The 22,258-nt window shown below is 38.4% G+C and carries 22 protein-coding genes; 12 read left to right on the top strand and 10 right to left on the bottom strand.

Annotated elements, in window-relative coordinates:
• Nucleotides 1-349: 349 nt before the first annotated feature.
• Together H5T45_04585 and H5T45_04580 are read right to left on the bottom strand one after the other, a co-directional pair.
• Nucleotides 350-547, bottom strand: coding sequence for a hypothetical protein (locus H5T45_04585; GenBank protein MBC7128992.1), 198 nt, complete (start codon nucleotides 545-547; stop codon nucleotides 350-352).
• Nucleotides 548-575: 28 nt separating this feature from the next.
• Nucleotides 576-755: a hypothetical protein gene (locus tag H5T45_04580; protein MBC7128991.1), complete on the bottom strand. Its 180-nt coding sequence runs from the start codon at nucleotides 753-755 to the stop codon at nucleotides 576-578.
• 504 nt (nucleotides 756-1,259) lie between these two features.
• Here H5T45_04580 and H5T45_04575 point away from each other — a divergent pair.
• The gene (locus tag H5T45_04575; GenBank protein MBC7128990.1) at nucleotides 1,260-1,718 is read left to right on the top strand and encodes a hypothetical protein; all 459 of its coding nucleotides are present in this window, start codon (nucleotides 1,260-1,262) and stop codon (nucleotides 1,716-1,718) included.
• 402 nt (nucleotides 1,719-2,120) lie between these two features.
• On the opposite strand, the gene H5T45_04570 is transcribed toward H5T45_04575, so the two are convergent.
• Nucleotides 2,121-2,576, bottom strand: coding sequence for a hypothetical protein (locus tag H5T45_04570; protein MBC7128989.1), 456 nt, complete (start codon nucleotides 2,574-2,576; stop codon nucleotides 2,121-2,123).
• A 914-nt stretch (nucleotides 2,577-3,490) separates the two neighbouring features.
• Between H5T45_04570 and H5T45_04565 the strand changes: the two genes are divergently transcribed.
• The 5 genes from H5T45_04565 to H5T45_04545 all read left to right on the top strand — a co-directional run bounded on the left by H5T45_04565 (nucleotide 3,491) and on the right by H5T45_04545 (nucleotide 7,614).
• Nucleotides 3,491-4,081, top strand: a complete 591-nt coding sequence (locus H5T45_04565; GenBank protein MBC7128988.1) for a hypothetical protein — start codon at nucleotides 3,491-3,493, stop codon at nucleotides 4,079-4,081.
• Between the two features lie 178 nt (nucleotides 4,082-4,259).
• Entirely contained in the window at nucleotides 4,260-4,979 is a 720-nt protein-coding gene (locus H5T45_04560; protein ID MBC7128987.1) for a metal-dependent hydrolase, read from the top strand.
• A 429-nt stretch (nucleotides 4,980-5,408) separates the two neighbouring features.
• Nucleotides 5,409-5,738 (top strand): hypothetical protein, encoded by a 330-nt coding sequence (locus tag H5T45_04555; protein MBC7128986.1) that lies wholly within the window; start codon nucleotides 5,409-5,411, stop codon nucleotides 5,736-5,738.
• Nucleotides 5,739-5,916: 178 nt separating this feature from the next.
• Nucleotides 5,917-7,107: a DUF11 domain-containing protein gene (locus H5T45_04550; GenBank protein ID MBC7128985.1), complete on the top strand. Its 1,191-nt coding sequence runs from the start codon at nucleotides 5,917-5,919 to the stop codon at nucleotides 7,105-7,107.
• A 108-nt stretch (nucleotides 7,108-7,215) separates the two neighbouring features.
• A complete protein-coding gene (locus H5T45_04545; GenBank protein ID MBC7128984.1) occupies nucleotides 7,216-7,614 on the top strand; it encodes a hypothetical protein in 399 nt (132 codons plus the stop codon).
• A 4-nt stretch (nucleotides 7,615-7,618) separates the two neighbouring features.
• Here the strand turns inward: H5T45_04545 and H5T45_04540 are convergent, their stop codons facing one another.
• On the bottom strand, nucleotides 7,619-8,272 hold the full coding sequence (locus H5T45_04540; GenBank protein ID MBC7128983.1) for an NERD domain-containing protein: 654 nt from the start codon (nucleotides 8,270-8,272) through the stop codon (nucleotides 7,619-7,621).
• A 301-nt stretch (nucleotides 8,273-8,573) separates the two neighbouring features.
• On the opposite strand from H5T45_04540, the gene H5T45_04535 reads away from it, so the two are divergent.
• A complete protein-coding gene (locus H5T45_04535; GenBank protein MBC7128982.1) occupies nucleotides 8,574-9,002 on the top strand; it encodes a hypothetical protein in 429 nt (142 codons plus the stop codon).
• A 6-nt stretch (nucleotides 9,003-9,008) separates the two neighbouring features.
• Here H5T45_04535 and H5T45_04530 read toward each other — a convergent pair whose 3' ends face one another.
• The gene (locus H5T45_04530) at nucleotides 9,009-10,127 is read right to left on the bottom strand and encodes a hypothetical protein (GenBank protein ID MBC7128981.1); all 1,119 of its coding nucleotides are present in this window, start codon (nucleotides 10,125-10,127) and stop codon (nucleotides 9,009-9,011) included.
• Between the two features lie 71 nt (nucleotides 10,128-10,198).
• On the opposite strand from H5T45_04530, the gene H5T45_04525 reads away from it, so the two are divergent.
• A complete protein-coding gene (locus tag H5T45_04525) occupies nucleotides 10,199-11,698 on the top strand; it encodes an MBL fold metallo-hydrolase (GenBank protein MBC7128980.1) in 1,500 nt (499 codons plus the stop codon).
• An 86-nt stretch (nucleotides 11,699-11,784) separates the two neighbouring features.
• Here H5T45_04525 and H5T45_04520 read toward each other — a convergent pair whose 3' ends face one another.
• From H5T45_04520 to H5T45_04505, 4 genes are all read right to left on the bottom strand, one after another.
• Nucleotides 11,785-12,555, bottom strand: coding sequence for a hypothetical protein (locus H5T45_04520; GenBank protein ID MBC7128979.1), 771 nt, complete (start codon nucleotides 12,553-12,555; stop codon nucleotides 11,785-11,787).
• 71 nt (nucleotides 12,556-12,626) lie between these two features.
• The gene (locus tag H5T45_04515; GenBank protein MBC7128978.1) at nucleotides 12,627-15,497 is read right to left on the bottom strand and encodes an N-6 DNA methylase; all 2,871 of its coding nucleotides are present in this window, start codon (nucleotides 15,495-15,497) and stop codon (nucleotides 12,627-12,629) included.
• Nucleotides 15,498-15,859: 362 nt separating this feature from the next.
• Complete coding sequence (locus H5T45_04510) at nucleotides 15,860-16,105, bottom strand: hypothetical protein (protein MBC7128977.1); 246 nt, start codon at nucleotides 16,103-16,105, stop codon at nucleotides 15,860-15,862.
• A gap of 153 nt (nucleotides 16,106-16,258) precedes the next feature.
• Complete coding sequence (locus tag H5T45_04505) at nucleotides 16,259-16,762, bottom strand: hypothetical protein (GenBank protein ID MBC7128976.1); 504 nt, start codon at nucleotides 16,760-16,762, stop codon at nucleotides 16,259-16,261.
• 483 nt (nucleotides 16,763-17,245) lie between these two features.
• On the opposite strand from H5T45_04505, the gene H5T45_04500 reads away from it, so the two are divergent.
• Nucleotides 17,246-17,437, top strand: a complete 192-nt coding sequence (locus tag H5T45_04500; GenBank protein MBC7128975.1) for a hypothetical protein — start codon at nucleotides 17,246-17,248, stop codon at nucleotides 17,435-17,437.
• 301 nt (nucleotides 17,438-17,738) lie between these two features.
• On the opposite strand, the gene H5T45_04495 is transcribed toward H5T45_04500, so the two are convergent.
• Nucleotides 17,739-18,875, bottom strand: coding sequence for an HNH endonuclease (locus tag H5T45_04495; protein MBC7128974.1), 1,137 nt, complete (start codon nucleotides 18,873-18,875; stop codon nucleotides 17,739-17,741).
• 866 nt (nucleotides 18,876-19,741) lie between these two features.
• Here H5T45_04495 and H5T45_04490 point away from each other — a divergent pair.
• The 3 genes from H5T45_04490 to H5T45_04480 all read left to right on the top strand — a co-directional run bounded on the left by H5T45_04490 (nucleotide 19,742) and on the right by H5T45_04480 (nucleotide 21,935).
• Complete coding sequence (locus H5T45_04490) at nucleotides 19,742-20,824, top strand: AAA family ATPase (GenBank protein ID MBC7128973.1); 1,083 nt, start codon at nucleotides 19,742-19,744, stop codon at nucleotides 20,822-20,824.
• Between the two features lie 336 nt (nucleotides 20,825-21,160).
• Complete coding sequence (locus tag H5T45_04485) at nucleotides 21,161-21,595, top strand: ERF family protein (protein ID MBC7128972.1); 435 nt, start codon at nucleotides 21,161-21,163, stop codon at nucleotides 21,593-21,595.
• A 7-nt stretch (nucleotides 21,596-21,602) separates the two neighbouring features.
• Complete coding sequence (locus H5T45_04480; GenBank protein ID MBC7128971.1) at nucleotides 21,603-21,935, top strand: hypothetical protein; 333 nt, start codon at nucleotides 21,603-21,605, stop codon at nucleotides 21,933-21,935.
• The last annotated feature ends 323 nt before the right edge of the window (nucleotides 21,936-22,258 follow it).

Below are 22,258 nucleotides of genomic sequence, written 5' to 3'. Positions count from 1 at the left end.
CCTTTTTTTCTTTTGAACAATCATATTCCTAATCACGTTTTTCACTGCAACATTCCTGACATTCTTCAAGTCTTCTTCAAGCTCAGCTATTTCCTTCTTTAGAACTTCTACCTTGTACACGATTTCACCTCCTGCTTGAAAGGTACCTTAGGAGAGGGGGCTTTCGCCCCCCTCCTATAACCTCGCCCCCGAATGCGCGACCTTCGCTTCGCTTCGGTCGCGGGGGGCGCGCCTCCGCTTTCGCTCCGGCGCAAAAAACAACAACAAATGGATAGGAGCGATCACGTGAAACATGGGCATCCCCCGAAAAAATAATTTGTTAGGGGGCATATAGGCCCCTTAATTTTTTTTAGAACTCATGTACATCTGTAATTTCTATCCTGCGATTTTCATCTATTCTAAATTCAGCTTCGGCCTCCCCATCTTCAAGGATAGCTGTTCCCCATAGATACCCATCTAATGGAACGGGGAAGATTTCTATGCGTTCAACTTCTTCCTTTAGGATTCTTTCGATTTTTTCTCTAACTTTTTCTTCTATATTTTTCATGTTACACTCATCTCCAAAGAAAAGAAGATTAGAGGAGTTCATCTAAACTCCTCATAGCCTGCTCAACATATCCAAGCTTTTGATAGACGCTTTCATCACTATCGAGCATTTCATGAATGCCCTCTATTATCTCTTCTATTCTCTTTATTTTTTCTTTCACCTGTCCCCTCAGATATGGTTCCTCTATCATGTGGACGATTTCTTTCATTTTATCTCACCTACCTTTCTCCCTTTCTCCATGGGGGGTGGCCCCCTGTATAGTATATATGTCACAAGGAGTATATAAAGGTTACCCCTACCATTACATAGTCTATAGGTTCTCATATATATACTTTACGCCCCCAGAACTTCGTTATGCCTAAATAGTGAAGAAATACACTGCCTTAAAGAACAATACAGGCCTTGAACAGCCCATTTCACATGGGTATAAGAATCCCCCTAGCATTTTTGGCTGGAAGAAAACCAAGAACTCCAAAAATTACAGGATAATATCAAAGAAAAAATGATACGAATGGTGAAAAAGGGAAGATAACCCCCATACTCCACATCTTTCTCTCTTTTTGTGATAATTCTCATTAACACAACAATAAAATACAAATACTCCTTTTTTCATAATTACCCAACAACCAAAAACTAGAGGGGGTGAGAAAATGGGGGAAAGGCGACGTTCATTCTAGCGGCAGTAATGCTAAGTGTAGTCGTGGCGGGATGCTTGGCCCCTTCCTATTCAGTGTATGACAACGGAGAAATCAAATTTGAATACCCGGTCAAATTCGAAGTAAAAGAGAACAACACGAAATATGCTGACGGCGACGTGTTACTACTCAGAGCAGAGATTCCAGAAGACGATTACTATTCAGAGAACATCGAAGTTTTTAAATGGCATAACAGGAGCCTTGATGAAAGACTCCAAGAATTCAGCGACAACCCTTTTTTAACGCCGTTGTGGAGAGGCGAGATACAGGGAAGGCCAGCGGCACTGGATCTGTTAGTTTCGATCGGAGGCTGCCCGGTATATCATTTGAATATCCAGGGCCAGAATGATGTCTATGAAATCACCTACACTATTACAACCTCAAATTATCCAACAAGAAAAATCACCCTTGGGAATGAGACGTTTGAGATTCCAGAGAACTTCGCCCATATCATTGAAACTTTAAAGTTCCATTGATTTTTTTGGTTGTCGTGGCGAGAGGGGGGACTTTCAATACCTTCAAAAAAACTTTAGATGGGGGGCTCTCTTTTTGTGAATTTCTGAAGGCTATAAAAAAATTTCAATCCCATTTTGGTCTGATTTTAACTGGGTGGATTTTTTTCTCTATTTGGACTGGATCATTTTATGGTTTCTTCTCTCAGAATTATAAATCTGTTGATCCCCAATAATGTCCCCTATTTATATTGACAGACGACTCCCCTGTAAGATCCTATAATTAAAAATAAATGCCTAGAATAATTCAAAATCCTTTTACATTGTCATACACTGGATAGGGGTCTGTGGCACCCCTGTAGGTGGGTGATGTGCGTTATTGTTGTGCTATTGTTGGTTATCACAAAAAAGGGAAGGTGTGGGTGGTTATTTCTTCACTTTCAATGACTCTATGATTTGCTTAGCAACATCATCGGAGAGTAGGTCACATGATACTACGAATGGTCTGCCATCTTTTTCGAAAACATAGAAATGTAAACGAGGTTCATCTGAGTAGTACTCAACATAATGCACATCTCCTATATCCCCTTCATCTGATATACCAAGACAATCTACAGAAACATCACTTTCAACATCCTCCAGTGAAACATTACCCCCAAAAACTGCAAGTGAAGCAACTTGTTCACCTTCTTGGTTCTTAAGCAGAACAAACTCACAAGGAGATCCAGTAGGATCTGTTTGATGGTTTGATATATTCCAATCCTTGGGGTATTCAAATGTCACATATTTTCCAGAGAATGTGGTGGTTTCTTGGCCGATACACCCGGAAACAGCCACTACAAGGCCTGCCAGGACACATATCGTCATAATTGCTTTTTTCATGTGCATATTTAAAACCTCTTGCAATTATTATTTTACCTGCACCAATCTACTCTCTCCAATCAAATCACACTATACCTATATAATATCAGCATATACGTTGTGTTAATATGTGTTATCACAACATCATTTCAATCCCATCTTTTGGTCTGATTTTACATGCTTTGGTTGACTTCGTTATGCAAGAATATAACGAAATAACAGATACATTTCGGATAAAATCATATATACAAAAGAATGATACTAATCAACAGGGGGCCCTATAAGGAGATTCGAACCCTCCGAACGAGACCTAGCCATAACTCGTTTTCAGGGCCCCCACTACTATTTTTCTCATCACACAAAACCCCTCAAAGCCACATAATCCACCGCCACAAGGAAAACATAACCCCCTTGGGCCGCCCCTCCCACCCAACCCCATGATTAGCCGCGCCGGAGCGAAAGCGAAGGCGCGGGATTTTTTAAGATTCCATTTATCTTATGTAACAGGAATATTGGCTTGGAACACAAAATGTTACATAAGATTTTTGAGATTGGCTTATAACTCCACCCCCCGGATTCATACAGTCTGTGGGATGATGTTATGAAATAAGGAAGAAAACACTATGGGTGAAAAAAATATTATATATATTGGTGAAACCCTGAAAATACCACCAATTAAAACTAAAAAAAGTCGCTTATTTTTTCATTTCATGGCCTAAAAGCGGGAAGTGTCCTAAAAGACCGAAAAATCACCATAAGATTACCCGTTCTGCAAGCTCAAATAACTTTTTTCATGGCCGGTGTCAAGGGGTGTCAAAACCATTGTCACCATAAGACCACCCCCACGAAAGTAATATTTTGTAATACTAATTCTTGAAATCGTAAGATTTTAATATAAAATCACAAAATAATATTATCAATTTTAAATCGCGGAGGTGAAAAGAATTAAAAAGAAAATACTTTTGCACCTACGGGATGGTGAACACATTGCAATCCGATACAAAAACATAAAAGAATATATGGATCTGGAAACAGGCCACGAGAAAATATTTTTAGAACATATCAATCCCGCGAAGGAAATAGCATCAGAGATACTCTCAAAATTGACTAAAACGACAAGAAACACAATATATAAAAAATACACAACAAATGAAATTGTACAAGAAATTAAAAAGAAAACAAAGAACAGAATGATACTAATTATTTTTAACGACTTGCAGCAAATGTCCAAAAGCACAATGCGAATCTTTCTTGACATCCTAGACAACATACAGATCTTCTGTAGCATACGAGGAAAAACGGAAAAATATCATATGAAAATATTGGAAAAAATGATGATCCTCAGCAGCCCAGAAGACGAAATCATCGACATCAAAATCCCAATCGTGATATTCGCCGGTACACTTGCTTTTCTCACATACCTGAAAATAGCAATGGGCCTACAAGGACTTGTAGCATACATTATACTCGCATCAGTATGGTTCGGGACAATAATCGCCAGAACATTACTGTGGATCGCAAAATAAGGAGAGTAATGACATTGGACATAACCGATCTCTTTCTACTACATGTCACACTCATGATAGTCATAGGGACGGTATGGTACACCTTCTGGTTTTATGCAGCAACATACAAGAATTGATGCTTGAAAGGTACCTCCGCGCCCTCGCCTTCGGCTCGGCCGCGGGAAAGGGATGAGATAAGATGAAATGGTACACACACGCAATCTTTGCAATAGTAATAGGAGCAGACATAGGATTTCTACTCGGGGCAGAACTGACAATACGATTCTTCATCATAACAATCATCGCAAGCCTCATCATCGACTTCGCAGAAAAAGCGATCTTCAACGAACACAAAAGACAACTACACAACATATTTACCATAATACCTTGTATTCTGGCCTACTTGTTCTTTGATATGACAATCGGCGCGGCCTTAACTGCAGGAATACTTTCACACATCATCCTGGATTGCATAACACCAACAGGATGCCCACTATTCTGGCCAATAAATAAGAAAAAGTACGACGTAAAATGGAAGTACAGTGACAACAAGGCACGGGAAAAAAGGATTCTTGCAACGGTCTCATTGCTCGCGTTATTAACGGTTCTGATTCTTTTGCCACAGGGCCCATTCATGTCCGCTATCAGCGCCTGGACAGGTAACAAGAATGAAACTAATTCAACAAACTCTACACACTTAGATCTTCGCATAAACCTTAACGATCCTACAAAAGACATGTGGATCTATCCATTACCCAACGGGAGCATATTTATCGACATCGTAGACGAAGGGCAAGGATATATGACCAATTATTATTACTCCTACCCAAGATCCTATCCCAGATATTACCCTATTTATCGCGAACCTTCCATACCCAAGAATACGTCACCCCAAGAAGAGGAGGAAGAGGAGGGATAAGGGGTGGTAAAAAGGAGAGTAGAAATCAAAAAAATACATGAAATGATAAAAAAACTCGAAAGAACATACAACAAAAACAAAATCTACACACAAAAAACATACATAGACGCGCGAACAGCCTGCAAACTCGAGATCATAAGTTACTTAGAATCTAGATCAAAAAGTGAGATAGCACGAAAAGCAATACAATTATTCATAGAAGCATATGAATCCAAAAACGGCAACCTGCTAAACAAGATGAAACATCAATAGTGCACCCTCACCCGCCCACCCATACGATTAGCTGCGGCCTCGCCTCCGGCTCGGCCGCGGAATTTTATTTCTGAATAATTGAACGCTTTTTTCAGTATCTGAGCCGTTTTTGGGCCCAAAAATATCATAATACTATATCAGTAGAATATATTAACATAGAATTGTGGAGGTGAAAAATTGAGGATAAAAAATGCATTAATCACATTAATGCTATTGGCCATACTCGGCGCGAGCATCAGCGTAGGGACGGTAGTAGCACAAGAAAATAACGATGAAGAGATAATCATCGACGAAAGTGAAGATCTCAACGAGGATGTGGAAAACGATGAAGGACTCGAAGAAGACTTGACAAATTTTGAACCAGCCATCGACACCGAAAGCGAAGGCCAGGAAGCGGCTGCAGGAACCGTGCCAATGCAACCCACAGGGGCCCCACTACTACCTGTGATCCTATCAGTGACCTTAATAGCAACTGGTTTGCTGGCAAGTGTAAGGTACAAGTTTTGATGTCTTACTCTTTTTTTCTATTATTTCTTTATAATAATATTGAATTCTCTTTTGTTGACATAGGTTTTATTTCATTGTTCTTTCCAAAATCTGAGCCATTTTCGGGCCTAAAATCATATAATACTAATTTTATAAAATATATTATCGCAGAAAAAAATGTTAAGTGGGGTGATACACCTTGAGAAAATATCTGTTTGTGCCGTTGCTGCTGCTAGGGCTCATGTTTGTCATGGCAGACTCAGCCTCAGCAGCTGACGGCTACTTCTACCAGGTAAACCAAAACCAGACAACTGCCAAGGTTGGCGACCATGTACAAATAGAGGTAGTAGTAGACACCATCCCATCAGATCAGGGCTATAGCCTGGACAACGTAACAGTACAGGCCTACATCACGCCACGACTCAAAGTAGAAAATGTAAGCACCACATATGGAACATATGAGAACGGCACATGGTACCTCGGAGACGGATACTACGGAACCGCAACCGCAACATTCTACTGCCTCGTGAACGGAACAGGAACACTCACAGGACAATTCTACCTCAGAGCCAACAACGACGAAAACTGGGATAACAACTATGCCAGGATAGACATTGATGTGCCATTCACAGACCTAAAAGCCACAGCAAGAGCACCCACCAGACTATCACCCGGACAAACTTTCAACTATACTGTCACAATCGTGAATATGGGTGTGGAAAACGCAACTAACACACAAATGCAAATAAACCTACCCTCTACAGTGGAATACCAATCCTACACAGCCGATAAGGGAACATTCGACCCACAGACGGGGATTTGGACAATTGGCACGCTAGCATACGACAACGACGACAATGAAAACGATGATCCACTCGGTGAAAACGCAACACTAACATTAACCCTAAAAGTTAAACCAGACGCCGCAGCAGGACAATACAACATCACAACACTTACAACCTGCGACTTGAGCTTGCTAAGTGTATTCCAAGCCAGCCCAACGAGAGCACTCACTGTATTAGACACCAACAGAGTACAGTTACTGATATCCAATCCAACCGGTGTAAGACAAAGACATGTGATCTACCTGACGATAATAGATGGTTCAACAACAATAAAACGAAGCTACAACTTCTATCTAGGAGCAGGAGGAACCAGGACGATAACACTCGGTAACTTGCACAGGGGAGCGCAGATCAAAATCACACAATACACATACAACGCCGAACGCACCAGCAAGACAATACAATACAAACAGAAAATCACAAGTAACGCACACCAAAACGAAAAAATTACCACAGTACAGAATGTGAGAGGCAGGCAACGACAAGCAATAAAAAGAATCACAAGAGCCACAATCAACAACCAATTCCAAATAATCTACACATAGACAGTGTACCCGCCCACCCACCCCATATTAGCCGCGCCCCGTAAGGGACGCGGGGATTTTATTATTCTTTCCAACCAAGGGAGGTTAAAAAAAATGGGAGGTTCTTCCATGACTGATATTGAAAATTTCAAGAGGGTAACAAAGATCACAGAAATTAGAAATGAGCTTAAGGAATATGATTTCGAAATGAGATTGTTGCAGGATGCTGAATTGCATCTTGCAATTGCAGGTGACGGCGAAGCACAATACCTACTACTAATACTACTACCCTACCAGGACAAGTTCAAAATACTCAAGAGGCACATTTGGAAGTTCAAAAGACTCGCTTATAAGTTCAAGGCAAGAGAATACCTCGTAACATATAATGTGATGACAGCATTTTATCCATTACATGCGCTTGAAGACGCCGGGAAATATTTTGTTTTGGACACGGAAAAAGCAAAGGGCATGATGTTTTCATTTGATACGATAGTTTCTGAACAGTTAGAAGAGAGACTCGCAGTTTAAATTTTTATTTTTTTAATTTTGAGATTATTTTGTCGATATCTTTTAATGTTTTTGTGTCAATACTTCCTTTCCTAGTTTTGATGTAGTTGACTAATTCAACTGGCATTAAGACAACATATCCTTTTGGTTCTTTGTGTATTTTTGCGTTTTTGTTTACCATGACGACTATGGCTTCTATCCATATTCTTTTTCTTATCCCCTTTGATCGTAGGAATTCTTTAAATTTCAAAACGCTGGTTTTGATTTGCTTGCCAGGGCTATGGAAAATTATTTTATTGCCATTTTTGGTTTTTTTGTACCATGTTTCTCCTTCTATTATGTATTGGCCGGTGTAGTTCTTTGTTTCTATTACAAAAATATTATTTTTTCCAATTACGAGATGGTCAATATTACCTCCATAATTGGAGAATTTCAGGTCATCATATCTTTTGTATTCGTCATCTGGTAGGAAAGATAGAATCTTTGAAATTACCTTTTCGCCTTCAACTCCTTTTTTCCAACTATAACCTTCCTTTCTGGCGACGAGAATTATAATGATCCCTGAGATAATCATGGAAATAGATATATGAGCTTCACTAGGTGTTAGGAGTACTATGACTACTCCCAGCATGATTAAAATTCCTCCTAACCCATACATTATTTCATATAGTATGCTCATGTGTTGTGTATAGCCCATCCCAATTATCCCCCCATGTATAGTATCTAAATCTGCACTTAGATTACAAATAAAATCTTAAAGCCTTCTAAAATTAAAAAATTTTGAATCAAAACTTTCTACAATATAATATTGTATCATGCCAATAGACCACAATAGATTCTACAATATACTATTGTAAAATACCAATAGAATACAGCGAATATTCGTAGTCTACAATAGATTATCGTAGCAACGAAAATATTCTACAATATACTACAATATACTACAATATTATATTGTAGAATCTACAATAGAATACAATATGAAATTTTTAGAGTCTACCCTCAAGTGTTATGAGCGCAGGTACAAGCACAAAAAAAGAGAATACAAAACAATACAATACACAATCAACCTAAAAAAAGACAAAGTAGAATCACAAGGCTTCAAATGCAACCAAGAAATATACATAATCCCCAAACCAGAATTCCAAGAACTAATAGAAACCTACCAAAAATACGAAAAAATACTAGAAGAAAACAGAAAACTAACAAAACAACTAGATCAGGTGCAGGTCGATTATGATAAATTGAAAAATGAGCACAGGCACTTACAAGAAGTGTACAAGAAGAGAGAAAAACAAATCAGCCACCTGGAAAACGAAGTAAAAAGACTACAAAACCGTGGCATAATCCAAATCATCCTAGAAAAGTTAACTAAAAGAAAGGCGATAGAAACATCCAAAGAAGAATAGAGATGGTTATTTGAATGGTTCTGGTGTTAAGTTAAGGCTGTCAATGATTTTCATGGCTGATTCGAGGTTTTCAGCGACTTTTAGGACTTCTTCAACGGACCAGAACGTTAAATCACGTCTGAATTCTTCGGGTAGCCCCTTAGACTCTCTTTCTATCCTTTTTAATTGTTCTTCGTCTGATATTGCGATAACTTTCTGTACTGTGGGGTTGCTCTTGGACTTTTGCAAATTCATTAATAGGCTGTCGATGGATCCCTTCTTGTGGATTTCGAAAACATAGTTTACGATTCCAAGGTTTCCGATCCTGGCACTCCAGACCACATCCACCCTTGCACCATGGGCAACCTGAACCTCTGTATTAGCCTCAAAACCCAACATTAAACCTATATCCCTTGTCAAATCCCGTATTTCATCATGGTCGAAAGCAAAGACTCGCCGGTGGCCCCTAACATTCTGAATTGTCAAATCATCGAAATCTTCAATGCTCGATGTATCGGGTTCTTGCTCCATTTGACTTAATTCAAAGAAAAAGACATGTGCAAAAAACAAACCTATTTTTTCTCCTTCTGGTTCATCTAGTTGTTTATGGATGGATTTTACTAGTTCGTTATAAATTTTATATTCTTTTGGTGAAAGCGCGTACTTACTTGTATCTACCATGTCTATGCCTAGGATGTCGAGGGCTTCCCTGGCTCTGCGGTTCCATAAAGCACACTCATGAGGTTGAAGGTATGCTAAAATCTCTGTTATAGTGGCTGGTCCCAGGCCTTTAATCATCCCAAGAACTTTTCCATACCTTTTATGTGGAGACATGGAAGTGTCTGTCAATATCTTAAAGGCTTCTCTGACCTTTTCCATCCCATTATCTGCTATGATTTCTTGAGCGCGATAATGTATGTTTCCCCGGAATCTTCTAAAGGCCCATGTATTTGATAGTATTTCCTCAAAGTCAATCTCTGAAAGACCATCTACCTTTTCACGGAACTTCTTCTGGAAATAGGATATACGGTACAAAATATCCTTCTCATCCTCTTCAAACTCTCCACTTTCTCTGTAACTTGGATAAAGCTTTTCAAAATACTCTTTCACTTTCTTTTTTTGTTTATCGTTTAATTCAGCTTTCATGCAAACTCTCCCCAGCTTTTAGGCTGTCTTACATAATCTTTATGTATTTGGTGGGTAGAATATATGTCTTTATGACATCCCTCAGGTTTTATGGTGGGGTGGATGAAATCGGCGGCAACAAAATACTAGTCAAAGACAAAAACAGTATATTCCTAGATTTTGGGATGAGCTTTTCACAAGCCAACAAGTTCCTTTCAGCATTCCTACAACCACGCAAATGTAACGGGATCCTGGACTTTGTCGAATTAGGCCTACTACCCTGGATAAAAGGTATTTACCGTGAAGATTATTTGAGGCATTGTGGACTACCATGTGAAGATAGGCCAGCCATTGATGGTGTGATTTTAAGCCATTCACATATGGACCATTCAGCATACATAAACCATCTAAGGGATGATATACCAACCTATACTACCTTGGAATCATATATAATCTTAGAGGCTTTGGATGAGACCAGTAGAACATCATTCACAGATTTAGTAAGCCTAAAGAGAACATTCCATTTCATCCCAAAGGCACGTGGCGATGGATTCAAAAGGTTACAAGGAAGAGAAGCTCAAATAGAAAGGGATATGAGGATAATAAGACCTTATAGGTTGTTCGAGATAGGTGAAGTTGCTGCGATGTTTGCACCTGTTGATCATTCATTGCCAGGGGCTTCAGCCCAAATAATAGAAACCAGCGAAGAAACCATAGTATATACTGGTGATTTGCGATTCCATGGTAGAAGAGGAAAAGACACCAAAAAATTCGTGAAAAAGGCCAAGAAGGTCAGTCCCACAACCATGATCTGTGAAGGCACGAGAATAGACCAGAATGAAAACATAACAGAAGCTGACATAGAAAAAAGGGCCACAAAAATCATATCAGATTCCAAGGACCTTGTGGTTGTGGATTATCCTATAAGAGACCTTGACAGACTACTAACATTCTATAATGTGGCAAAAAACACAGACAGAACACTCACAGTAAACTTGAAACAAGCCTATATTCTCAACCAACTCCAAACAGGAGACTATCCAAGCCTAGATGATGTTGCCATCTATGTGCCAAGGAAGAATTGGGGACTCATAGGAGACTCATATGCATGCTTCGATGGAAAATGGCTACCAGCATCAGAGATAGAAAAACTGGACCCATACTACATAGAAAGAGACTATGAGCGTTGGGAGCGAAAATTCCTAAAACTAGAAAACACCATAACCTATAAGGATCTTAGAGAAGAGCCCAACCAATACATTTTCAGGTGCGACTTCTTCGAACTCAAGGAACTAATTGACATCAAACCTGAAAAGGGAATCTATATAAGGTCCATGACAGAGCCATTCGATGAAGAAATGCTAATAGACTACAAGAAGGTGAAAAATTGGCTCAAACACTTCAACTTAACCCTAATCAAAGGGATGCACGCATCAGGCCATGCCTCAGGCCCAGAAATAATAGAAATGATAAGAGAGATAGAACCAGAAAAACTTCACCCTATACACACAGAAAAGAAAGAAAACTTCAAAGTATTAAAAGACGACAAAATAAAAATCATAAACCCCACAAAAGAAACCTTATTTAAATGAAGCAAATGTGGATCCCTCAATAAAATACAGGAAAGACATTCAACTACAAAAAAGAATAGGGTATTAATGAAAAAGAAAGCAATAAATTAATCTTTTGTAGGGGCTTTATCTTTTTCTGATTGTGGTTCATATAACCAAAAGTTAACAGGCTTTTCTGGATCATGTGTTTTCAATCCTCCTCGACTACTTTTCAAACTAACTCCCAACTTATTTTCTTTGCATTTTTTATAAAAATCAATTATAAGTTCACAACGATGACGGTCTACCCCACTAAGTTTTGTTTTCTTTTCGTGTTGATGTTTCGTTTTTTCTTTTTCTTTTAATTTTTCTTTTACCTTTTCAGATTTTTCCCAAGAATAACGTACCATTCCAACAAATAAGTCTGCAACATTGATTAAAGGATAATCGGAAGGTGTTGATTCTTGGATATCAACAACATGAAACTTAGGTTTTAATCCATAAAGCGTGGAACTTAACTCTTTTCCTTTTGAATTTAAAATTTCTTTTAATCGTTCCCAGTCAACTCGATTATTCCTGTCTGGACGAAGTTTCCAACAACTTCCTATGGGCCACCTTTTGCCCATTACATTATTAAAAAGATGGTAATACATTCTTCGTAGATTTTCGTCATCGTCCCGTTGTTGAATATTATGACGACTATCTGTTTTATCCCAAATTAAAATATCAACTCTTAATTTACCTTTTAGGGCCATTTGAATGATATATTCCATTATTTCGAGCGCGAGAACTTGTTTATCATGACCCTTAATTTCAGCCCATTTTATTTTAGATATATCACATATGTCCTTGATTTTTTTTTCAACAGGATTTAATTGATTAGATGGAAGGCTTATCATGCCCAAACCATCATATTTTGGCCCATATGATTCGTCTGAAAATGCATAATAACTAATTCCCATAATCGTGATCAGTCATGGGATAATTCACCCACTATCGCATCATAGACTTTTGGAAGCCATTCTTCGATTACATCCTCAGGCACCCCAAGAATTTCTAATAATCTCTTATCTAATTTGGTTCTTCCCCAAAATCTATCCTTGAACTGGTCTAATAATGAGGGGAATTCGCATCCTTTCAATTCATCATATAATCTGAGTAACTCGGCCTTTTGTTCTCTATCTAAAAGATTCACGTCGATTATGTCAAAAAGAACCAAATCTTTTTCTCTTATATCTATGTATCCTTCTGTGGTTTGTTCTCTTAATAAAACTAAACTGGTTATTCCCATGATTGAATTCAGGTATAGGGTGTTAATTTTGGCGGACTCTTTCTCTAATAGGATACACTTGAATGTGTCAGGTGCTATGATCCTTTTATTTGAAGAAAATGCGAAAAAATAAGTATTTTTAGAATTTGGCCTGAATCTTCGGGCAGTGACCATATATGTCCATTTGCCTTTTATTCTCTCTCTGACGATGTCATAGGTGAAGTTTTCTTTATCTTTGAATTTGGAGAGTTTTAGGACAGTTTTATAGTCTTTGAATTTGTCTGTGATTATGTAGTCTGCATTGTCTGGTATGTTAAATGTTTTGATGTCTGTTAGGGTTCTTAGGGCCGGTTTTAACTTTGATTTTCCAATTTTGAATATTCTATTTGGCCATTTTTTTATATAAAATCTCACAGACTCTCTATTGTCTTCTTCTAATATTAAGAATGCGCGTTTAATCCTATTCTCGCCAAAGGACGGGTTGTTTATGAATGCCATCTCAGAGAGGCCGGCAAAAGGAGGTTTGAAGCCTTCTCGAATTTCTGACTTTTTTAGGTTTCTTAGCAGGTGTCCTGCATGTTTTTTGATAATTGAAAGGAAGTTGCTTAGAATTTGGCCCGTTCGGGTGCTTGTAGGGCCAAATAAGGGCATTAGGTTGTTGATGTTCTCCCTAATCAACGCATACTCATAGTCGACAATATCCAACCTATTTTCAGAAACCAGAGATCCTTTTATATGTTTGACGATCTTTGCAGCGTCTTGTAAACTTAGGCTATGGATGTCTTCATTTAATATAACAAATCGAACCTTATCCTCCCTGGATGGCTTTTCTTTTCTTGCAACTAATAATATGTCCCTGAAATCCGCATCCTCTGAGAAGGCAATATTTTTTTCTGGTTTGATAATGTATTCGATTTTGTAATTTTCGATCAGATATTTCCTTATTTTTTCTGTGGCCTCTCCTCTGAATATGTTTATTGGTATAACAGCGCCTATGCGCCCACCAGGTTTGAGTAGGTAGTCTGCGAGGGCTATGAAGTAACCCCAAAGATTAACCTTGTGTCCACAGATCCCTCCAAGGGTGTCGTTATTTTTCAATTTTTCCAGCATATATCTTGGCATTTTCTCCCTATCACTGAAGGGGGGGTTCATTATTACGACATCAACAGGCTTCAGATGAAATTTCTCTCCTTTTCCTTCTGGGGATACTGTCCCCTTGCTTTCTTTTTGGTTGGAAGCTCCGAAAAGAGTTTGCTGTACAGTTACTGTATAAGGAGAGAATCTTATACCTCTGTCCTTAAATTCTCCCCTTCTTAATTTTTCAGCCAATTCTAGGGAATCTTGGGTCACAACTCTGACAACGTTAGTTTCCTGTTTTATGTTTTGGGCTGCTAAATTTATTGTAGTGATGTGGGCAGCAAATGGCATTATGTCGATCCCTGTAAGATCTTCTTCGAGGAATCTTCTATGTATTTTGTCGTGATCTTTGTAACCGTATAGCTGTTGATATAACTTTTGTTTTCTTTTATAGGCTGAAACTAGTAATGTGCCTGATCCACAGGCTGGATCTATAACTTTTTCATCCCAAGAATTCATAGTTAGGCCAGCTAATATTTCTGCTGCAATGGGATGTGTATAAAAGGCTGCTAGGATTTTTCTAACTTCTTGGGGGATTAAATCATGGAAGAATCTGCCTGCTAAATCATGAGTTATATGTTCTGCTCTTAACAATTTTATTGCTTCTATTAATTCATTTAGAGTGTCAATAACGGGTTTTTCGTTGGGAATGTGACCTAAAATATTAACATTGTAAATAGATTTGTAATTTATGCTTGTAATGTGATCAAAGTAACTTTGCAGTTCTTGGACGTTCTTTATTTTCTCCAATTCTGGCAATAATTTATTTTGTGCCTTTCTTTTAAAAATGTGGTAAAATAGAAGTTGATTAAACAAAAGGTAGGAGGCCAAAACTTTAACTTGTTTTTCTGCTTTTCTTTTGTCTTTTATTTCACCTATTGAAGAAAATAGATCTAACTTGTCTACAACCTCCGGAACTAATTGGTCTGTTTCTATTTGATAAATTATGTCGCCGAGGTCTTTAACATAGGTTTTTATTAAATTGACTACTGTATTGAAATCAACTTTTCTTTTCTTATTAATAATCTTGTCTTTTAGAGATTCAAATAGCCTGATTGGTTCTGTAACAAGGCTCTCAGTCCAATATTCTGTTAAAACCAAAGTATGAATTTCTTCTTCTAGTGCAATTCTCCTTACGATACTCTCATCAAGAATTACTTGATTTCTATAATTCTCGGGGTAAATGAGAATGATTATATTATTTTGTGTTCCCAATTTTTTAGCATAATCATGAGCTTGGGCAACAGCATTTAATCCAATTTCTGGCTTTCCTATTTTAACTTCAATTACAAAGGAAGTTTCATCATAAGTGAAAAGAATGTCAGGATGTTTTTTGCCAACTTTAGTTTCACCCACTGCCTCAAATCCAAGTTCATGTAAACAATCTATTATTGGAGAATAGAGGGTCCTTTCTTCTATCCTTGGAAGCTTCATGATATCCCACATAAAAGTTATACTGCTCCTATAATTTATATTTATAAGCGCTAAACATGTTAAATTGTTTGATTTAATTATAAAAAAAGAAAGGAGAGGAGATTTTGGAGGGAAAAAAGGGCGATTGTGATAGTGCATATTTTATCAGAAAGGGTTAAAATCAGGCCAAAATGGGATTGAAATACTTCACAATACTCGACCAAAACTACCATGGAAGAGCCCCCTAAATCGGTTACAAGCCTACAATGAACCACAAAAGTGAAAATATGGAGACCTCGATGGGTAAACTCTCAGAAGGGCTTGATTATAGCCCAAAACAAAAAGAAAGGAAAAAGGGGGCTTAAGATAGTGGTCTTTAACGATTATGTCACTGGATAACAAGCAGGAGCGTCCCTATCCTCCCATACATAGAACCAACGATCGTCAAAATATTCATAGTGGCCGCCGGGTGGTAAGCCATTGGGATAATGGGGGTCATTCACCTTAGGAGGTTTTCCACTTTTTATCAGGTCATAGACGCTCTCACTATCCCTGCCACCACTACTGTCATGGCTGGAACTCTTCGATGAACTCCCAGATGAGCCATTAACCGGGCCACTACCATTCACACCTTTGGTGCTCTGATTCTCAACGCTAGTATTATTCTTTGAAAGAAATGATATGGGCCCTTTGGTAGGAGGCTGATGGAGGCTGTAGCCGGCAAGGAAGGACACTCCAACGGCCACAACCAAAATGGTGGCCATTAGAATGGTATGGGCTAATTATTTTGCTGGTTTGTGGAACTTTAATGTTTGGAGCATGATGCCCATCTCCTTAGGAACTTTCACACTCTTACCAGAGAGTGTTATGACGGTCGTTTCCATGTCACCTCTGCCATCGACGTGGAAAAGCCATACATCATTGGATTCTTGAATGAGTAAATAGTAGTCTAATATGTCGATGAGAGGATCATAATCCTCTAACATTATCGCTGGTCTTCCCTGGATATTACCTTCCCATATGATATAGTCTTTATAATCAGTACCAGGCTCAAAGAGCATCCCTTCACACCAGCGCTCTATAGTAGTATTTTCGTGCCTCTCTACACCAATGTGTTCTTTAGAGCCATATTCTCTATGGGCGACAAATAGATCATCTTTTGCTGATATTACCTTCATGTCTTTGGGGTACTTGAATTCGAAGATGCCATTGTCATATTCCCCGTATTCTGGCCCTTTTGGCCATACCAGCACGCCTACTATAACAGCAAGTATGAGTATTCCCAAGGCCTTTGCCTTCCACCCTATACTCTCACCCCCCTATACCAATATTTTCACTCCCATAAATTTAAAAATTTGGCAAAACCTGACATTGTTTAACCAGCCAAAATACCGCAGATGACCTAAGCCCACAAGCATCTTATGTAACACCTATAAATGTCTATGTTACATAAGACATTGGCATGTAACTTTTGAACAGCCAAGGAAAAAACCATGCAGAGTAAGTTTTTCATAAATGGGATGTGTGAGTGTGTGGATTTCGTCTGTAAATGAAAATGTACCCTATCAAAATTAATACGTAGTGGATTGACACTCCTTCCTATGTCAATATTTACTAGTCGAAATATACACACGGATTTCGATTTGTAAACTGGGAATATCTCATCCATGAAAGATGGACCCACACACCAAATTGCGAATTGTAAACTGGGAATACACCCACATGTTAATACTCACCTGGGTGATTTTCCATAAAATTTGTGAGTTTGGATGACAGGTTTCGATTTGAAAGTGGATTTCGCAGACAAAGAACATGAAAAAAGGTTCCATGGTTCCAGACCAAATTTAGTTGAGTTGGAAGAGAAGATCCAGGATGTTGACACGCAGATAGACGAGCTCGTATATGGGCTTTATGGACTCACTGAAAAAGAGAGGAAGATCATTGAAGGGGCTTTGTTGTGATAAAACACAGATTATGGAAAAAAGAAAGAGAATTTATTCTTCCAAAAAGTAGACTAAAACGGATCGTCCAGAAAATGGATTTTTCCAAAGATAAGAATATTCGAATGTAGAATCCTCGCAAAGAGATTCATGGAAATAATAAGTGACAAAAAGAATTGGCAACGCGTATAAATCATCAGTAAATCTAAAAAAATTTTATATGATTCATACTTTTTGTATTTTTTTAATTTTCTTCTTTAAGAAGCCCAAGGTGGTGTAAGAATGGTTTTTTTGATCTTATTCAACCAATGTAAACTAAATGTCATATTTCTTTGTGTCTTTTTTTAATATAATCTAATATTAGGTACTTGTCTTCCCATCCAGGGTACAATTCTGGATTTTGACTAACTATTATTCTTTTCCGAAAAGGAGGAGATATCATTTTCGCTATTCTCATGGTCGATACCATTTCTTTTGTCTCTAATACCCTTTCTACCATTTCCTTTATTTCCTTTAATTTCTTGTCTGATATAGGCTTTGGTGAGTCTCTGATGTCTCTGATAATACTATTTATAATATTTCCTTTAATTTTTTTGTATGATATAGTTGGTTGAAATGACTCGGGTTTAGTCTGATCTAATGTTTCTTTTGTAGGTGGGTATTCTTCATATATTTTGATGTCACATGCTATGGTGTTGCCATTTTTAAAAATTCTGACACAATGAGAGTTCTCCCAACCACGAATATTAGAATAAGGCCATTGAAATAGTGTGCTCATTTCTATATCATGTTTAGATAAACCTTGGATTGATAATTTGCCATGAATCATATCAAGTAGAAATCTTCTTAATTTTTCTCCTGTTTCATCCTCTAAATATCGTTTACCTAACCAATAATAAGCCATTTCATAAGCTATCTTCACAAAGGCTAGTACAGGTTCAAGAAGATTTATTTTGTAGTTGTAATGAACTGTTGGTTGAAGCTCTTCTTTATATTCTATAGTAGAACTACTTTTGAGCTCTTCTTCAGGATTTTCTACACTCATGCGCTCTAACTTTTTTATAGCTATTTTAGAAACCCCTTCTTCGCCCTTTCTTGCGTCTACGGAAACATTTAGTTCAATGGATCCGTTTTTTCTCCTTTTGATCTGTATAGAGGGGAGAGAAACAGGAATATCTCCAGGCTTCCAAATGACTTTTCGGTTAGTGCCTGCAATTGTCCCTTCCCCAAAAGGATTTGGAACTGAACCCTTTTTACCTGAAATTTTATGTTGATACCTTTTCAATTCGATGAAAAAATTCTTTGCAAGGGGTGCATCTATTTTAGTACCTAATAGATGGTTGCATTTTTTACATACTGCTTCTTTTAAGACAAAACTTCCTCCAATAGACTCTGGAAAAACGTGTTCATCTGAAAACTCATTTTTAGGTAAATTTTTTTTACATATAATACATATCATTTTATCACATAGCGTTGCTAAGGGTTTAGAGAGTGTTATATTCCCCCGATCCGTTCAATTTCTTTAATTTCTAATACTTTCATGTTTAATATCCCGAAATCTCCCATATAAACATTATTACATATCCGCTACCAAAAATTTCATGGTGTTCTCAAAGTAAACTATATCCCTTTACGGTTAAACGCATGATTTGGGAGTGGATTTTGACTTGTAATGAGAATGTACAAATTGAGTCCAGGGACACACTAAATTTCGATTGTAACATAAAGGACACAAAGTTAATACTTATTATGTGGAATGTACACACGGATTTCGACTTGTAACATGGAACCATGTGGCCCTGCAAATTATATGCTCCTGGTAACATACACACGGATTTCGATTTGTAACGGGAATGTACCCCCACCCATATTAATACTTATCTGAGTAATTTTTCATAAAATGTGTGGGTTTGGATTACAGGTTTCGATTTGAATAGGGATTTCGCAGGCCTGTATATTATCTATCTTATGTAACAATATATGTATATATATGTATATATATATTACATAAGATATCTTCTACAAGCTTTAAACCAAAAAAATGATATTTATTTACATTCTTTTGATGTAAAATGAGCTTTGGTCTTTTTGTTTTGGTTTTTTCCTTGTAATTTTGTTTGTTTTTTGTCTTGTTTTAGAAGTTATTCAAATCGAAATTTTGCAAATGTTTTTACAAGTCGAAGTCTTATTTCGAATTCTTTTAGGGGTTGATTCTCGTTACAAGTCGAAATGCGTGTGTGATATTCCATACAACAATTCAAATCGAAACACATATAAGAACATGAAAAAATAATAAAAAAACAAGACCACACAGAGGTGGCAACATTGTTTGAAAAAAGGCCCCGAATCTTTAAAAACAGGGACATACTCAGCCCATTATTCGTCCCAGACACCCTACAAGACAGAAAAAAAGAAGTAGAAATTATAAGCCAATATCTTGGCTATATCCTCGATGGGGCCACACCCCCCAACATCCTGATAACAGGACCTCCAGGATCAGGTAAAACCGTCACAATAAAATACATCCTAAATGAACTCCAAAAACACACCGACGCCCCAATAAAATATGTGAAAGCAGACGGCACAGCATACCAAGTAGCTGCAAGCATTGCAGAGAGACGCGACCCCGGATTCCTAAACTTAATCAACAAAATACGAGAAAAAATACAAGGCAAAAAAGCAATAATCGTACTCGATGAAGTCGACAAAATGCTCGCAAAAGACAGCGACAGACTACTATACCACCTCTCAAGAGAACCCGACATTTGCACCATAACAATATCAAACAAACTGACAGTGATGAGCATGATCACAGACCCCAGGGTACTATCATCATTCCAACCTCGTAGGATAAACTTCCCACCATACAACGCAAACCAACTAACCGAAATATTAGAATACAGGGCAGAAAGAGCATTCTATGATAACGTACTAGAAGATAGCGTCATACCATTATGCGCCGCCATGGCGGCTCAACGCAACGGAGACGCAAGATACGCCCTCGAACTCCTAACATTCGCAGCTGACATAGCAATAAGAAACAAACAAAAAAAGATAACAGAAGAGCATGTAAGAGCCGCACAAGACGAAGTCGAAATCGAATTCATAAGAAATAGCATAGCCGAATTAAGAGAAAACCAAAAACTATTACTATACGCCACCCTAATATCAAAAGAAAAAACCCCAAGAAGAGTTTACAAGACATACAACAAACTTGCAAAACAATACGGAATCAACAGCCTCACACAAAGAAGACTATCACAACTACTACGTGAACTGGAACTTTACGGCCTTGTAGAAATCGAAGTCGTAGGCCGCGGCCGCGGCCGCGGCGTAAAATGGCTTGTGAGACCATCATCAACAATCGACGATGACGTAATGTTGGAGGCTATTCGCCGATCCTTATGATTTCCCCCTTTTCTTCTCTCCCCTCCCCCCGGGCCCCCCTCCCCTCTCTTTTTTTCCCCTTATTTTTTTCATCCCTATTTTTAGGGGGGGTTTCTTTGTGTGCGAGAAAAATTTTATAGGGTGAAGACAAATATTATTCCTGGGGGGAGGGGATCCGCTTTTTTTGCGTCACCTCCGCGAAGCGATGCAAAAGCCCCCCCCTCTCCCCATATTTTTTCCAGGAGGGAGAGTCTTTTTCTTTTATAAGGTGTCTTATGTAACAAAGTATATATATGATATGTTACATAAGATATTGTAGGGAACATGGGCATTTGCCCCTGGCGGAGGTGACCCCTCATGGAAAAAATGGAAAATAGAAACCTTGTGAAGGCGCTTCTTGAAGTGCAAAAAGAAATAAAAAACCCCAAAAACACGGAAATAAACCCCTACTACCGAAGCAAATACGCCCCACTACCAGACATCCTGAACCTTATACGGCCACTCTTAGCAAAAAATGGGCTTGTACTTTACCAGGATGTTGGATCCACACCCGAGGGCGTTGTATGCGTGCGGACACACCTCATACATGAAAGCGGCGAATCATTGAAGACAAGCCCATTATACATGAAAGTAGAAGGGAAAGGGAAAGGTTCACCACAATCAGTTGGATCAGCGATCACCTACGCCCGAAGATACCAGATCTTGGCCCTTCTTGGGATTGCAAGCGAAGACGATGACGCCAACCTCGCATCTAGGCCACGACCAACAGCAACACCAAAACCCACCAGGTGAGTAGGGGATGGTTATTAAAACCTTTAAGGACATTGTGGACAGGCAGAAAAGCATAGAAAAACTTGAAGAGATGAGAGAGTACATTGAAAAGAGGATCCAGGTGTTACAGGAGCAAATAGAAAAGGAGAAGGAGCAGTTCCCAGGATCGAAGGCGGGCCGGGAAGTGCTAAAGATTAGACCGGCAGGGAAAATCACTTACCAGCTCGAAAAGGTGAATTGTGGAAAACCCAACTGTGAAAAATGTCCACACGGTCCCTACTGGTATGGCTATAGGAGAGTAAACGGCAAACTTGTAAGTTTTTACGTTGGTAAGGAACTCCCCAAGGATGAAACAAAATGAGGGGTGGCATGATCTTTGTCTTATGTAACACATGTGTGGATATTGACTGTTACATAAGAAATCTTGAACCACTATATCCTGACCACTCCTTCATGGATACTTCTAAACTGAATGAACTGCCCCCCTTGATGATTTACTAAACATTGAAAAAACCATTATACCCGCCCACCCACCCCATATGATTAGCCACACCCTTACGGGTGCGGTTTTATTTTTTTTCCATACTCCCCCCAATTTTTGAAACAAGCCATAGGGGCGGCCTCGCTTACGCTCGGCCGCCCGAAAAAACAAGGACAAAAGGGGCAATATCCCTGACAAGAGAA

Source organism: Thermoplasmatales archaeon, from assembly GCA_014361245.1.
Classification (GTDB): Archaea; Thermoplasmatota; E2; order UBA202; family JdFR-43; genus JACIWB01.
The sequence above is the reverse complement of the archived record's forward strand: the minus strand, read 5'-3'. Positions and strand labels throughout refer to the sequence as shown.